At 50.9% G+C, this 14,490-nt stretch carries 12 protein-coding genes and 1 tRNA gene; 5 read left to right on the top strand and 8 right to left on the bottom strand.

The features are described 5' to 3' along the window. The 4 genes from B5X72_RS12240 to B5X72_RS12225 all read right to left on the bottom strand — a co-directional run bounded on the left by B5X72_RS12240 (position 1) and on the right by B5X72_RS12225 (position 6,288). Positions 1–1,740 carry a phospho-sugar mutase gene (locus B5X72_RS12240; protein WP_079717185.1) on the bottom strand — a complete coding sequence of 580 codons (1,740 nt, stop codon included), beginning with the start codon at positions 1,738–1,740 and terminating at the stop codon, positions 1–3. A gap of 116 nt (positions 1,741–1,856) precedes the next feature. Next, entirely contained in the window at positions 1,857–2,744 is an 888-nt protein-coding gene (locus tag B5X72_RS12235; RefSeq protein WP_079717184.1) for an SDR family oxidoreductase, read from the bottom strand. Positions 2,745–2,814: 70 nt separating this feature from the next. Continuing rightward, positions 2,815–3,573, bottom strand: coding sequence for an enoyl-CoA hydratase/isomerase family protein (locus tag B5X72_RS12230; RefSeq protein WP_079717183.1), 759 nt, complete (start codon positions 3,571–3,573; stop codon positions 2,815–2,817). A 6-nt stretch (positions 3,574–3,579) separates the two neighbouring features. Next, positions 3,580–6,288, bottom strand: coding sequence for a TonB-dependent receptor plug domain-containing protein (locus tag B5X72_RS12225; RefSeq protein ID WP_079717182.1), 2,709 nt, complete (start codon positions 6,286–6,288; stop codon positions 3,580–3,582). A 108-nt stretch (positions 6,289–6,396) separates the two neighbouring features. Here B5X72_RS12225 and purD point away from each other — a divergent pair, with 108 nt between their 5' ends. The 3 genes from purD to B5X72_RS12210 all read left to right on the top strand — a co-directional run bounded on the left by purD (position 6,397) and on the right by B5X72_RS12210 (position 8,122). After that, on the top strand, positions 6,397–7,671 hold the full coding sequence (gene purD / locus B5X72_RS12220) for a phosphoribosylamine--glycine ligase (protein WP_079717181.1): 1,275 nt from the start codon (positions 6,397–6,399) through the stop codon (positions 7,669–7,671). A 54-nt stretch (positions 7,672–7,725) separates the two neighbouring features. Then, positions 7,726–7,797: transfer RNA gene (locus B5X72_RS12215), tRNA-Glu, on the top strand. A 130-nt stretch (positions 7,798–7,927) separates the two neighbouring features. Then, positions 7,928–8,122, top strand: coding sequence for a hypothetical protein (locus tag B5X72_RS12210; protein WP_079717180.1), 195 nt, complete (start codon positions 7,928–7,930; stop codon positions 8,120–8,122). Between the two features lie 91 nt (positions 8,123–8,213). Here B5X72_RS12210 and B5X72_RS12205 read toward each other — a convergent pair whose 3' ends face one another. The 3 genes from B5X72_RS12205 to B5X72_RS12190 all read right to left on the bottom strand — a co-directional run bounded on the left by B5X72_RS12205 (position 8,214) and on the right by B5X72_RS12190 (position 10,740). Beyond that, positions 8,214–9,317, bottom strand: coding sequence for a hypothetical protein (locus B5X72_RS12205; RefSeq protein WP_079717179.1), 1,104 nt, complete (start codon positions 9,315–9,317; stop codon positions 8,214–8,216). Between the two features lie 230 nt (positions 9,318–9,547). Next, the gene (locus B5X72_RS12195) at positions 9,548–10,321 is read right to left on the bottom strand and encodes a sulfite exporter TauE/SafE family protein (protein WP_079717177.1); all 774 of its coding nucleotides are present in this window, start codon (positions 10,319–10,321) and stop codon (positions 9,548–9,550) included. Further along, a complete protein-coding gene (locus tag B5X72_RS12190; RefSeq protein WP_217698136.1) occupies positions 10,309–10,740 on the bottom strand; it encodes a DoxX family protein in 432 nt (143 codons plus the stop codon). Before B5X72_RS12190 ends, B5X72_RS12195 begins: the two co-directional genes overlap by 13 nt. A gap of 295 nt (positions 10,741–11,035) precedes the next feature. Here B5X72_RS12190 and B5X72_RS12185 point away from each other — a divergent pair, with 295 nt between their 5' ends. Then, a complete protein-coding gene (locus B5X72_RS12185) occupies positions 11,036–11,605 on the top strand; it encodes a Crp/Fnr family transcriptional regulator (RefSeq protein ID WP_079717176.1) in 570 nt (189 codons plus the stop codon). A gap of 77 nt (positions 11,606–11,682) precedes the next feature. Continuing rightward, positions 11,683–12,474: an SDR family oxidoreductase gene (locus B5X72_RS12180; RefSeq protein ID WP_079717175.1), complete on the top strand. Its 792-nt coding sequence runs from the start codon at positions 11,683–11,685 to the stop codon at positions 12,472–12,474. A 224-nt stretch (positions 12,475–12,698) separates the two neighbouring features. Here B5X72_RS12180 and B5X72_RS12175 read toward each other — a convergent pair whose 3' ends face one another. Beyond that, positions 12,699–14,483, bottom strand: a complete 1,785-nt coding sequence (locus B5X72_RS12175; RefSeq protein WP_176146189.1) for a metallophosphoesterase — start codon at positions 14,481–14,483, stop codon at positions 12,699–12,701. Positions 14,484–14,490 lie beyond the last annotated feature (7 nt).

Below are 14,490 nucleotides of genomic sequence, written 5' to 3'. Positions count from 1 at the left end.
TTAAGCGATATCTTGCATAATGCGTTCCACCCGTTCGTCCAGCTCCCGGCTTACCCGCTCGAAGTCCTGCGGACCGGAAAGCGGTTGCCTGACGCTGCAATAAAACTTAATTTTCGGCTCTGTACCCGATGGCCGAGCAGAAACGACATCCCCATCTACCGTAATAAATTGCAAAACGTCTGACTTAGGCAGGTTGATGATTTCGCGCTCACCCGTTTTCAGGTTGTATGATTCGCTGGTTTGGTAATCTTTGATCGCTTCGACATCAATGCCGCCGATGACCTGTGGCGGTGCGCTCCGCAGACGTTCCATCATGGCCTGGATTTCTTCTGCCCCGGCTTTTCCCTTCTTGGTTAATGAAATGAGCTTTTCTTTATAAAAGCCATGCTCGACGTATAAGTCAATGAGTGCGTCAAAGAGCGTCTTGCCCTGATCCTTATAGTACGCTGCCATTTCAGCGATAAACACTGCCGAAACCACGGCGTCTTTATCGCGTACCAGCTCACCCACAAGGTAGCCATAGCTCTCTTCGCCGCCGACAAGGAATCGTCCGTTGCCGTTTTTAAGCGTAATCAGCTCGCCGATGTATTTGAAGCCGGTGAGTGTATCGTAGTAGGTGACGCCATATTGCTTGGCAATGTCTGCGATGAGGTTGGTGGTTACGATGGTCTTTACCACATAATCATCCGGCAGGAGATCCCCTTGGTCCCGTTTTGCCGAAAGCACATAGTTGACCAGCAAGCTTCCGATTTGGTTGCCGTTAAGCAGCTGATAGTCACCCTTGGCATTTCTTACTGCCGCCCCTACACGGTCGGCGTCCGGGTCGGTAGCAAAGATGACATCCGCTCCGATGCGCTTACCTTCGGCCACAGCAAGCGACATGGCCTCTTCCTCCTCCGGATTGGGATATATCACGGTGGGAAAATTGCCATCAGGCGTCGCTTGCTCAGCCACAACATTCACGTTGGTAAAACCCCAACGGTCCAACGCTGGCGGCACCAGGGTAACCCCTGTGCCATGTATCGGCGAAAAGACAATTTTTAAATCGTTCTGCCGTGCAACCGCCTCGGGACGGATGGTTAACTTGGCAATGGCATCAAGGTAAGCATCATCAAGCTCTTTGCCCAATAAAACAATGTTTTCCGCTATCGGGCTAAACTTGATTTCATTCAAGTCTTCGATGGCGTATACTTCCTTAATTACGTTTTTATCATGAGGCGGCACCAGCTGTCCCCCGTCGTTCCAATAGGCTTTATAGCCATTGTATTCCTTCGGGTTGTGCGAGGCGGTAAGCATAACGCCTCCGTGGCACTGCAAGTGGCGCACCGCAAAAGAGAGGTGGGGAGTGGGCCGAAGTTCGGCAAACAAGTACACCCGGATACCATTTGCCGAAAACACGTCTGCCACCAACCGTGCGAACCGCTTCGAGTTATTCCGGCTATCGTAGGATATAGCAACTTTCACCTCCTCGGATGGATAGACCTTAAGCAAGTAGTTCGCCAATCCCTGGGTAGCCCGACCAATAGTATATTTGTTCATCCGGTTGGTACCGACACCCATGATACCGCGAAGGCCGCCCGTGCCGAATTCCAGATCTTTGTAAAAACTATCCGTCAAGTCGGTGTACTGACCGGTGTCAAAAAGCTGCCTTACAGCACCGATGGTTTCCTCATCATATGGCGCAAGCAGCCAAGCTTCTGCGCGTGCTTGTGTTGCTGGGTCTAAATTCGTTGTCATCATGGGTTTTCTATTTGTTTATTGCTCTCAATTGTTGCTCTCAAACTTAGATAAATTGCCTTTGATATACAAATTATGGAGTGGCCTTGGCTACGCAATTAGTCGGGCGATGGCCTCGCTCAGCCCTTGGCTTGTCGTATGCGCTGTGCCAGCGTATCCCACACATCATCCGGGACGATTCGAAGGCCATTGAACTGCCCGGCTCCTTGAAGCCATTCGCCGCCGTCGATGGTGATCACCTCTCCATTTATATACGATCCAAAATCGGACAGCAGGAACGCAGCGAGATTGGCCAGTTCCTGGTGCTCGCCCACGCGACCAAGCGGTATCCGGTTTTTGAGATCAAGCTGTGTCGCCAGATCGCCAGGCAGCAACCGATCCCAGGCCCCCTGTGTAGGGAACGGCCCCGGCGCAATGGCGTTGCAACGAATCAGGTGCCGGCCCCATTCTACCGCCAACGAGCGTGTGAGGGCAAGTACACCGCCTTTGGCGGCCGCCGAGGGCACAACGTATGCCGACCCGGTGAACGCATAGGTAGTGACAATATTGAGGATGCTTGCCGGCTGCGCCTGCGCAATCCAATGCTTACCGAAAGCCAGTGTGCAATTGACCGTGCCTTTCAGCACAATGTCTATAACGGATGAAAAAGCATTAGCAGATAAGCGTTCAGTGGGCGAGATGAAATTGCCCGCCGCATTGTTGACCAACGCGTCGACCCTGCCGAATCGGGCTAATGAACGCGTCAACAGATCATCCACCTGTCCGGCGTCCCGCACGTCGCAAGCGACAGGAAGAACTTTCCCGCCAGTGTGGGCTTCCATTTCGTCCGCAGCCTTTTGCAATACATCTATCCTCCGGCTGGCGATGATTACATGGGCACCCAGCTGCAAAAAATAAGTAGCCATGGCCCTTCCCAATCCGGTGCCGCCACCGGTGACAACGATGGTTTTGCCGGCTAATGCACCTTCACGCAGCGCACCTTGCACTTTATTTGTTTGATTATCCATCCGTTTATGTATTACCCTTGGTCCATAGCACTCCCATACCCGCACATACCGACCGGTTATAAGCTCGCCATCACCGCTTCAGATTATCGATAATGGATTTAATAATGGAGCGGGTGGCAGGCGACCACCATTGTTGTAATATCGCCTCAATGGTATCCTCCTGATCGGCTTCAAAGGCATCAATCACCGATTGCCTCATGTTGCGCTTGCTCCGCCGCCATGTATTCCGCTCGTATTGCGTATATTTTGCCAGTTGCCGCCCGGCAGCCGTACGGATACTTCGCGCGTCTACCACTTCGTCTACCAATCCCGCTTGGAGGGCCTCTTGAGGTTTAAATAGCTTCCCTTCCAATAAATAACGATAAGCCGCTGCTTCCCCCAACCAAAAGCCATACAGTTGAAAGATGCTGGCTGGCACGATGATGCCCACGGGCACTTCGTTGAGGCCGATAATGTAATCGCCATCAGCCATCACCCGGTAGTCGCAGCAAATAGCCAGCACACACCCACCGGCCGGGCTATGGCCACTGATGGCTGCTACCGCCGGCTTATCAAAGGCGACAAACGTCCGGACGAAGTCCATAAACGTGTGCCAAAACCGGCGGACCTCCTCCTCGTTATAGGCGTATAAAGCTATCAGGTCGAGCCCGGCACTGAAAAAACCGGATTTGCCATGCAAAATAAGGCCTTCGATAGCAGGATCCACCTGGGCAGTGACTATCGTTTCCTTCAGCTCCTCCAGCATTTGCTGGTTAATGGCGTTTGATTTTCCACTATCCAAATAAACATGGGAAACTCGTTCGTCTACGGTATTCTTGATAAAATCCATTATTGCTTAGTCTACTTTAATGTAATGCACCGCACGCCCCAGGCGTCCATCTACATCCAACCCTTCTACCAGAATGCGGTAAGTACCCGGGTTACCAGCCGTATAAAATTGAAATGACGCATGGCCTTCCGGATCGGTCACGATATGAGGTGTCCAGTGGATGGTGGTACGGAGATCTTTCATTCCGGCCAGCGAATCCACAGGTGCGTCATAGTCAGGCGCATAGAATTCCCTTACTTCGTAATAGCCCTGTGGGCTATGCGTGACAATGCCGGGCGTGTACAGGTCGCGGTTGTATCCGCCGCTGTCGCCGCGTTTGGTCGTAATGATGAGTACGCCACCGCCACCCCGGCTGCCGTAAATCGCCGTGTTGCCGACCCCCCTAAGCACCTCGATGGTCTCCACGTCAAACGGATTGATAATGGAAAGCGCGCTGGGTTCCATGAACATCCCATCCAGCACGATTTGCATGGGCTGGTTGAACGACCGGGTTGAATAAGGGATACCGTTACGAAAAATAACCCCTAATAACCTACCTTGCAGGCAGATGTCCAGCGTAGGGCAGCCCATCATAAGCTCGTCGGCCGTGATGACCTGATCGGCATTGCCAGGACCATTCAGGTTGCTCGAATGCCGCACCTTTTTCTCTTCGGCTTCCCGCGTTACTTTGACTTCCTGCAACAGGATGGTCTTCTCTTTAAGTCCATACCGCTCCATCTCGACAAACTGCTCCTGCGTATTTTTGAGGTAAGTACTGATGGACTGGTTGACGTCGACAGTTGCATCGGGCGTATTTTTATTGCGGGTCACTTGCTGCCGGGACACCTCATCCAGGTGGACGTCCACGTTCCTTCGGCCGCGCTCATCGCGCGCCTGCACGACAAACTTTGTATTGTCATAAAAAAGCAGCCGGTCAAAGCTAAACCGCCCATCGGACCCCGTAACGGTATCGATCACGGCCGTAACGTTGCTGGTAGACAAGATGGTCACCGTCGCGTTGGGCACAGGCGTCTTCCCGTCGCGCTTGGTCACGATGCCACTGATGCGCAGATCCTGCTCGGGATGGTAGGTGATGGCCGGTGTTTTTCCTGCCATCAATTCCGGCCAATTGATTCGGCTCCACCCCTGGGTAAGCATGACATTATCAAGCTGCCTCCGCTTGGCGATGTCCATTTCTTCGAAGTAATATTCCGGTGTCTCGATGTAGCCCTTGATATCGGCGCTGAGCAGGAGGCTGGCATAAATACTCCCTTCGCGCATACCGCTGTCAACGGGCACTTTAGCCACATCTATCACAGCAGCGGACAGTGTAGCGATGCGACTGGTATCCGATTCGCGCCCCACGTTCACCGTTACCGAGACCTTTTGCTTCTGCCCATAACGGTCTTTGTCTGTAGATACGGAGACCGGCAGCACGGATTCTTCGTTCATATTGAAAATGGTCCGTTCCGCCAGGGGCTTCATCTCCGCGTCAAACAAGGTTATTTGCACCACTCCCGAAGGGATGTGTTCGCGCGGTACAGAAAAGACGACCTCCTGTTTTGATAACTTACTCTTTGAGGCATAGAAAATCATCCCGTTTCGTTGCAGCAGCAAGTTGATTTCTTGGCCTTTGACCACGTCTTTCGTGCCTGTCGCCTGCACAAAAATCTGCTTATCCAGCTCATTGTTTACGGCCAGCGCATAGCCGGAAGCAGCCACCTCCCGAAGCGCCTGCTCCCCTTGACTCCCGTCTGCATAGGTTACTTTCGCTATGTACCTGCTCCCCGATTGCGGGATAAAGCTAAAATTACCCATTCCGGCGTAGGTCGACTCAAATTCGGCAATGCGTACGCCGGTCTCATCTTCCACATGCCCGCGCACGCCGACGCCCAAGCCTTCAGGAGCCAAAGCCTTGAACGCCACCTTGGTCAGATTCCCCGCGAGCAAATGGCCGCTCTCCGGAAAAAACTGAATGCCATTGGCCTCGGAAGTGGTCTTCAGCGGTATGGTTTTCGTGACCCGCCTGTTTTCCGGCGTAGACAATGCCAGCGCTATCTTTCCCGTTTTCAGGTTGAATGGTTGTTTGTTTACAAACGCAAACGCTATCCGTCCTTCCTCGTCTGTCTTTGCTCGGCCCCGGTCGATATTCCGCCCCTCCATATCCACTTCGTAGGAAACGTCCATGTCGGCCAGCGGCCCCCCTCTGATGTCCGTAAATGCGATGGCTGCGTTTACGGTGTGCGTAGGTGAATTTTCATAAGAGAACGAGCTGGATGTGACAATACTATCCGTGCGGGCATTTCCTATGGGCAACACCCGATCATAAAAAATATCATGATCAAAATTCCGCATCCAATTGGTGTACGCACGGATGCGGTAATTGCCCTCCGTGAGCGAGTCAGCAAGCCGGAAGTCGCCCATGGTCACTCCGGCAATAAGCGGCAGCCGGATGGACTGGACAACTTTGTCGCCAGGGCTGATGAGATCAACGTACAGGATTTTGCTGAGACCGGAAAGGTTATTATACGCACCGATAGTGACATAGCCCTTAAACCAAATATCATCACCTACCGTATAGTAGGGTTTATCCAAATGCAGGTATACCTTTTCCTGAGGATACGCTTCAGCGTAGTTACTAAGCGTTTCCAGCACCTCGTTAAGCACAGTATCCTGTGGATACAATGCCTGTACAGAAAACCAGAAAACGACCAATATAGATATCGTGCGGTGCATACGTAAATAATCTTACACAAGATAATGGCTCAAGTGATAAACAAGCATGATGTACATTGGTTTTATACCTATAGTGGTAAATATAGTCAAAAAAAATATCTTTGCAAGATGAACATCCTAATTATCGGCTCAGGCGGCCGGGAAAGCGCCTTTGCTTGGAAAATCGCCCAAAGTCCGCAACTTACCCAATTATACATTGCCCCCGGTAATGCAGGCACAGGCCGCTATGGCCAAAATGTACCGCTCAAGGTTACCGATTTTGACGGAATAGCAGACTTTGTGTTGCAGCATAGCATAGACATGGTGTTGGTGGGTCCGGAAGAACCGTTGGTAAAGGGTATTCACGATTATTTTCTCGATCGCACCGATCTGAGGGACATCCCGGTCATCGGGCCCCAAAGAGCAGGGGCACAGCTGGAAGGCAGCAAGGATTTTGCCAAGCAATTCATGGTGCGTCATGGGGTTCCCACAGCTGCTTCGCGCTCCTTTGACAAAGCTACGCTTGCAGACGGATTGGCTTATCTTGAAACGCAAAAATTACCCATCGTGCTCAAAGCAGATGGGCTGGCGGCAGGAAAGGGAGTGCTTATTTGCACAACGTTGGACGAAGCCAAAAAGGAGCTGCAAGCAATGCTTGCAGACGCCAAATTCGGTGAAGCAAGCAGCAAGGTGGTCATCGAAGAATATTTGACCGGCATTGAACTATCTGTTTTCGTGCTCACGGATGGCGACAGTTATAAAATATTGCCTGCCGCAAAAGACTACAAGCGCATCGGAGAAGGCGATACGGGGCTCAACACCGGCGGTATGGGTTCGGTATCGCCCGTACCTTTTGCTGACAATGAGTTTTTAGATAAGGTGGAGGAACGTATTATCGTGCCAACCATCAATGGGCTGAAAAAGGATGGCATTCCTTACAAAGGTTTTATTTTTATCGGCCTGATGAATGTCGGCGGAGATCCCTATGTCATTGAATATAACGTGCGGATGGGCGATCCCGAAACCGAAAGCGTACTTCCGCGGATTGACAGCGACCTACTTGACTTGCTGCAAGGCGTGGCGAAAGGGGATTTATTCGAACGTTCGTTTACCCTCTCGCCGAAAACAGCAGCTACCGTAGTACTTGTTTCGGGCGGATACCCGGGCAACTTCGAATCAGGCAAGGCCATAAGCAATGTTGAAAACGTGAAAGACTCCATTGTCTTTCATGCCGGCACGAAAGAAGAAAACGGCGTAGTACAAACAGCGGGAGGTCGCGTATTGGCCGTCACGGCCTTGGAAGACACCCTTTTTGATGCATTGCAACAAGCCACGGCCGATGCGGGGCGCATCTACTTTGAAGGGAAATATTTCCGTAAGGACATCGGATTTGATTTGTTGTAACGTATCCTATTTGTAAGATATTCGAATAACTGTATATTTGCAGTCCCTTCCGGAGGCCCATTCGTCTATCGGTTAGGACGCCAGATTTTCATTCTGGAAAGAGGGGTTCGATTCCCCTATGGGCTACTACTCAAGGAGGCACAGCTTATCAGTTGTCTCCTTTTTTTATGTCCATAAAAACTTACGAGCACGGCATAAACCAGGCGACGTTTTACAACCCTCCCCAAAGGGGCATTGAAAGCCTGTTCTTTGGGCTATGGCTCATTCCAATGGGGCGTATCGTAATCCGTTAGCCACGGATGCCGGTCTGGCGGTCTGGCTTGGCCGAACGTCGGTTATTGGCGGCATCGGTTACCGTTACCTGCTAAGCACGTTTATCGATTACACTGGGATTGAAATCCTTACCTGGAGGCTCTGTTTATTCCGGCAACCATCGGGGATTTCTGGATGATTGGCTATCTATTGGTTTATGGGATACGGCCCCTGAATGGGTAGTCAAAATAACGGCTGCGGAATACGGCTCGATTTATTGACGTTATTCATTAACGAATATCCTGTAGCACCCCCTTCGGATCCTTGAAAAAAACGCCGGATGTCGTTGTCAGAAACACATATCCTTCAAACTCGTTGATTGAAGTTATCGTGTGGTTTTGCTGGTGCTGGTTATCCAGCTCCCGGGCGGACATCCCGCTCTGGCTGAGCGAAACCTCCCATAACCGCTCATTGCGGTATCCGATCGTCTTCCCGTCGACCCGGGTTAACGTTGACCGGTAAAGGTCGGAAGGAACCTCATACAATTCCGTCCAAGTAACGCCCTTGTCGGTCGAGGCGAACATCGTTCCTTCCCCCATTCCATAAATAACAGATTCAAGACCCAGCACGCTATATATCGGCTTTGGCAACACCTGCGACACAGCGCCGGCTTTGTCAATCTTATAAAAGTTTTTGGCGGTCGACACAAAAAAGTCTTCCTCGACAGACTGAATGCGTTCCAAATTGATCCCTGCGTCGTCATCAAGGGATATTATGCGAGTTTGCAGGGTATCGATTGCGCTTTGTGAATCCATTTTCGTTACCTGAACGTCAATCAGTGCCAGCCTCAACACAGACTTTCCCTCAGCAGTTGCCAGGAAAGGAACCAGCACTTGGTTGGCATTGTTGATTGCCATCGATTCTCCATTGATGGGATCAATAAATGCAAACTCCGAAAAATCCGGATCCAGCCGCTTCATGCTGAAATAGACTTTTCCGTACGGCAATAAGGGGCTTAGGTTAGACGTAAAGGCGATGGTATGGGATGCTTTGTGATAACCGATAAAAAAATCCGGAGACAACGGGAGCCTGGCCTTTTCGGGCTGGTCAAAATCCTTTGCATACCGCACAATATGCGCATCAAAAGGTTCAAGTCCATTTTCTTCGGCGACGGGCTCCATGGCCACCAGACCGTTGGAACCGATGAAAAACAGTTTGTCCGAAGTGGGCATACTGTTCATCTGATTCACGTTGTCGCCAAGAAAGAAACCATGCGCTTTCCATTCCGATTGAACGGGATTATCATCAGCCTCCCTTTCGCCTCCTAGTTCGTTGCTCTTTTTGCAACCGGTCAGCACAAGGAATACAATAAATGTAACGGGTAACCATCTCATTTTTTTGCAATAAACTGTCTTTGGTAATAGGCACAAAAATATCAATAAGTTCCTGTGGCAAACAGGTTGCTATATTATATATTTGTTAATTTTCAGCCGGTAAGTACAACGTTGGGGCCATCAATTGAAGGAAATCGGTATAAAAGTGATAGCGGTATATCGCTGCTCCGTCAGATCAAGTTACTTGCAAGCGAATTTGGCGAGAAGGAGTTCCACGTTAATGGGAGCAGCTAAATCCATCCCGCTCCCAATGCAAGGGAAACGGCAATCAGCATCACAGCAACCAGTACCTGGATGGATTTTAGGGTTATTTTCTTCAGCAGCCGGTTGCCCACGTAGGCACCCAGGATGCCCGCGCCGGTGGCACAACCGACCAGCATCAGGTTGTCATGAAGGTCCGATGCGACAAAACGCGTGGTGTAGACCGATAACCGCGTGAGGTCTACAACGGTAGATACCACCACAGCCGTACCCACAAACGCTTCCTTGGAAAGCCCGGCCTTGATCAGGAAGGCGCTGCGCATAGCTCCCTGATTGCCCGACAGACCGCCAAAAAAGCCACTTAACGCACCCCCCAGAATTAGCTTATCGCGGCTGAATGCCAAGCGATTGAAATACGGGGACAGCTCCATTAAGGCAAATACGATGAGCAGGATGGCAACGGTGAATTTAACGGGATAAACCTCGAATACATTGCCGCCCAGGCTATATGAGAACAACAAAGGCAGATTGCTCATGCTGAGCATCAGCCATGCGCCGAAAAAAGCGGCGATGACCGCCGGAACACCGAAACGTATGGCGATCGATCGGTCAGCATTTCTGCCTACCAGGGCCAGTTTGAACAGGTTGTTGAAGAAATGAACCACGCCGGTGAGCGCAATGGCGAGGTCTACCGGGAAGAAAACCATGAACACTGGCGTGAGGATGGTGCCGAGACCGAATCCCGAAAAAAAGGTGAGCACAGCTACCACGAAGGAAGCCAATGACAGGATCAGGATTTCCATCGGCTATTGATTTTACGATCAATGGACCAGCGACCGCCACCACGAATAAGCAGAAAAAGGCTGCCCAACAACATGGCCCAATCGGTACGGCTGGCATGCATCATGGCCCAGAAACCCTCGCCGACAAGGATATTAGCCTTGGTGGTAGCCATGGCCACCAGCATGATGCAAAGCAGCGGGATGGCTGCAAACCGCGTAAGCAAGCCCAACAGCACCAATGCACCGCAGATCATCTCACAGCTTCCTACAAAAGGCCCCAGGAACTCCGGACCGGGCAGGCCTATTTTGGCAAACCGCCCAACACCGAGTTGTTCGGCAAACATGAATTTCTGTACGCCTTCTGACAGGAATACGATCCCGACCATCAACCGGATAATGATGGTTGTCGACGACTTATCTGTTTTCAATACATATTTCATCGGGGTGTCTGTTAGTTATAACAAAATTAACACACTGGGCCGGCATCAAATGGTCTATTTGAAAATATGATGGCATAGCGGGTATGTGGCGTCCGACACAATTTGCCGGAACGTGGAGAATACGTCTCGGAAATCCCGCACTACGCTTAAACTGACCGTTACCAGCAAGGCTAACCAACCGCACTGTCCAACAATTAAAAAATACAACCGTTCAGACTTTCAGGTAACAGCACCGACAACGCTTTTTACCAAATGTTAATTTATCGCCGAAACTATTTTGTCTAACTTTACGACAATGAACGAATTTGTGGCCTATATTTTACAGTTTGGGAATTTGAACCAACAACAAATTGACCTTATTTCAAGTAAAGCGACAGAAACAACGCTCAGCAAGGACGAATATTTCTGGGAAGCGGGGAAAATGGTCAAACAAGTCGGGTTTCTTCTAAACGGTGTTGTCCGGGTATGCTACTATAATAACAAAGGAGACGAAATTACCCGGTATTTCTTTGAGGAACGGTGTTTGCTTTTGGAAATAAACAGTTTTGAAAACAATACAGAACCTTCTGAATATGTACAAGCTGTTACCGATTGTAACTTATTGCTGTTTTCGATATCCGATTGGCAGGAAATGTCACATACCATCCTTGGTTGGGACAGCATTATCCAAAAAATCTTTCAGAAGCATCTCATTCAAAAATTAGAGAGAAGAAGCCCGTTAGTCGAACAAGATGCCACCACACGTTACCTTACGTTTATGGAAAAATTTCCCCTGCTTGCCAATCGCATTCCGCTATCTTACCTTGCTTCGTATTTGGGCATTACCCAACAATCATTGAGCAGGATACGGAAAAATATCCGCTGAATGTTTTTTACCAAATGTTAAACGGTTTCATTTTTTAACGGAGCAACTTTGTACAGTTAAACTTAAAACGGAAAAAAATGAATTCGAAGAATCAGGAGCACCAAGGAAACCATCTTAAAAATGCGGGTAAATCGGCATTAATTACAGGCGCGAATAAAAGCATCGGCCTTGAGGTGGCACGGCAACTTGCGCAGAAGGGGTTTTACGTCTATATCGGAAGCCGCAATTTACAGAACGGTCTACAGGCCGTGGAAAAACTAAAAGCCGATGGTCTGGAAAATGTAGTAGCGGTACAGTTAGATGTAACCGAAGCCGAATCGGTAAAGGCTGCCCGAGCTGAAGTCGGAAAAAAAGCAAACAGGCTGGACGTTTTGATAAACAATGCCGGAATTAACGGCGGTGGTGGATTACCACAACGAACGTTGGATTCAGACATTGAATCATTCAAAAAGGTATATGAAACCAATCTATTCGGTGTGGTAAGGGTTACGCAAGCGTTTTTTGACTTGCTGAAAAACTCACCGGCACCACGGATTGTAAATGTAACTTCGAGTTCGGCGTCACTAACGCTTCAGAGCGACCCCACCTGGGCGTATTATGAACATAAAGCTGCTGTTTACAGTCCTTCAAAAACAGCACTCAATATGCTCACTGTACATCTGGCCTACGAATTGCGCGATACCCCCTTCAAGGTCAATGCGGTTTGCCCGGGTTTTACCAAAACGGATTTTAACAATCACCACGGAACAGGGCGTGTTGAAGAGGCCGGAAAACGAATTGTAAAGTACGCTTTAATCGACAAAAACGGACCGACTGGTAAGTTTTTCAGCGAGGATTATAACCCCGAAACAGGTGAAATTCCTTGGTAAAAACGAATTGACAGGAGCCCGTGGCGGTAATGGTAATGACCTCCTCCCGAATTCCGAGTCATCCCAAAGTAGCGGAGTCGGCTTTCTTGGCCTGACTTACACCGACAACCATCACCCAAAATCACCATAAAATTTAGGCATCGTCAACGATAAACCTGCCGCATAAACAAAATCCTGTCCCGCGGTTGCGGGACAGGATTTTGGCAATTAACGTATACGGCGGTTTACTTTTTTAGCAGTTCGAGGTAATAGGCTTTGATCGCATATGGCAGGTTGACCACCTCGTCGATGGACGCTTCCATGGGAATACGTGTTCCATCCTCCAGGATCACCGCTTTTTCCGCCGGATCAAACACGGCTGCCTGCACCCTGCCCGAGCCGTTGTAGTCGCCCGGTATGGGCAGGTCTCCCCGTTTTCCAAGCGTAGCCAGGGGGGCCTCCTGTCCATAGACCAGCCATTCGCCGGTCGCGGGGCGCCAGACGGCCATATCGGCTTTACCGTCGCCGTCGTAATCCGCCGGTACCGGTACGTCGCCCTTTTCGCCGAACGGCACATTACCCACCGTTGCAATGTACCACGTGTTGTTGCTGAATCGCCAGACCGCCCGTTCGGCAGCACCGTCTCCATCGTAGTCGGCCGGCACAGGCACCGACTCCGCCCACCCGTGCTTTACCGGTTCACTTCCGGCTACCAACCACTCTGCGGTACGCGGATTCCATACGGCCACATCGGCGACGCCATCGCCGTCGTAGTCTGCCGGCACCGGCACGTCGCCCACCTCGCCCAGTGGGGTCGCCTCCCAGTCATTCAGGTAAAATGCCGCCTCTGCCCGGCGGTACACCGCGGGGCTGGTTTTGCCGAAGTGGCGGTAATACGAGGGCACGGGAATATCGTCTTTCTGGCCCAGCGATGCTTTGATCCCTTCGGCGTCATACCAGTTGCCGCCCACGAATCGAAAAATATCCGCTTTGCCATCGAAGTTAAAATCGAACTGCCGACTGGCAGCAGCTTCGCGGAAGAGCGGCACGGTAAACCGGCTGTCGTCGTCCGTTTCTTCCAACCCGTGGTACGGCGACAGCGTACGCACATGCAGCACGTCTTTTTCCAGGTCGAACGTCAGCAGCCGCATGAGGCCGTTCCCTCCCATCGGCCGGCTCTGGTAGTCCGACAGCATCGTCTTGACGGTATGCCCCGCATAGGTATCCTGCCGGTAGCCTTCGCCATTGGCGCCCACGTGACCGCACAACATCAGGAACACGTTGGGTTGCGTCTTGATCCGGTCGTACAGCCGCTGGCCCTGTTTACCGAAGGCCGCCGGTCCGGCGACATTACTACCGGCTACCGGATTGAAACCCAGTATGTAATGACTCACGATGATCGCCTTTCGATCGCTGTAGCGCTGCAGCAATTCCACCGCCCAGTCGTTCATGGCATCCTGCTGTTCGTCAAAAGCGTCGTATTCAATGTAGATGATAATCAAGTCCAACCCACCAGCAGAGACAAGGTCGTAGTGGCTGTCGTTATCGTCGCCGAAATGCCCGCCATAGTAGTCGCGCCCCTTAAAATGGTCCACCCCGAAATACTTATTGTAGTTTTCCGTTTTGCCGGTTACCGCAAACTGGCTGGGATGCTGGTCGTGGTTACCGATCGCCAAGCCATACGGGAGGCCGTGCGGCAGGCCGGGAAGCGGTTCCTCGAGTGGATACAGAGCCTTCGCCGCATTAACCCATTGCTCTGGCTGGCGATCACCCTTGTCGGTAATGTCGCCCACATGCGCCAAGTATACGATATTTTCTTTCTCGCGGTTGTCCAGCACCCACTGGATCATGCTTTCAAACAGCGCATTATTACCCCCTTGGCTTTCCTCCGTGTTGTACTGGGTGTCGGGGATAACGGCAATGGAAAACGTCTTCGTCTGTCCGGCGTGTTCAGCAGGTTGCGCATAGACAGCCCCGGGCGCTATCAGTACCGCGGCATAGAGCAGGTTTATCAATTTTTTTATCATCATATTCATC

Origin of the sequence: Parapedobacter luteus (genome assembly GCF_900168055.1) — a bacterium.
Classification (GTDB): Bacteria; Bacteroidota; Bacteroidia; order Sphingobacteriales; family Sphingobacteriaceae; genus Parapedobacter; species Parapedobacter luteus.
The sequence above is the reverse complement of the archived record's forward strand: the minus strand, read 5'-3'. Positions and strand labels throughout refer to the sequence as shown.

What these genes read in the sequence shown, in the direction of transcription:
- B5X72_RS12205 (WP_079717179.1), bottom strand. Translation starts at nt 9,317, where the DNA reads ATGAGATGGTTACCCGTTACATTTATTGTATTCCTTGTGCTGACCGGT.
- purD (WP_079717181.1), top strand. Translation starts at nt 6,397, where the DNA reads ATGAACATCCTAATTATCGGCTCAGGCGGCCGGGAAAGCGCCTTTGCT.
- B5X72_RS12235 (WP_079717184.1), bottom strand. Translation starts at nt 2,744, where the DNA reads ATGGATAATCAAACAAATAAAGTGCAAGGTGCGCTGCGTGAAGGTGCA.
- B5X72_RS12185 (WP_079717176.1), top strand. Translation starts at nt 11,036, where the DNA reads ATGAACGAATTTGTGGCCTATATTTTACAGTTTGGGAATTTGAACCAA.
- B5X72_RS12195 (WP_079717177.1), bottom strand. Translation starts at nt 10,321, where the DNA reads ATGGAAATCCTGATCCTGTCATTGGCTTCCTTCGTGGTAGCTGTGCTC.
- B5X72_RS12240 (WP_079717185.1), bottom strand. Translation starts at nt 1,740, where the DNA reads ATGATGACAACGAATTTAGACCCAGCAACACAAGCACGCGCAGAAGCT.
- B5X72_RS12225 (WP_079717182.1), bottom strand. Translation starts at nt 6,288, where the DNA reads ATGCACCGCACGATATCTATATTGGTCGTTTTCTGGTTTTCTGTACAG.
- B5X72_RS12175 (WP_176146189.1), bottom strand. Translation starts at nt 14,483, where the DNA reads ATGATGATAAAAAAATTGATAAACCTGCTCTATGCCGCGGTACTGATA.
- B5X72_RS12210 (WP_079717180.1), top strand. Translation starts at nt 7,928, where the DNA reads ATGGCTCATTCCAATGGGGCGTATCGTAATCCGTTAGCCACGGATGCC.
- B5X72_RS12230 (WP_079717183.1), bottom strand. Translation starts at nt 3,573, where the DNA reads ATGGATTTTATCAAGAATACCGTAGACGAACGAGTTTCCCATGTTTAT.
- B5X72_RS12180 (WP_079717175.1), top strand. Translation starts at nt 11,683, where the DNA reads ATGAATTCGAAGAATCAGGAGCACCAAGGAAACCATCTTAAAAATGCG.
- B5X72_RS12190 (WP_217698136.1), bottom strand. Translation starts at nt 10,740, where the DNA reads ATGAAATATGTATTGAAAACAGATAAGTCGTCGACAACCATCATTATC.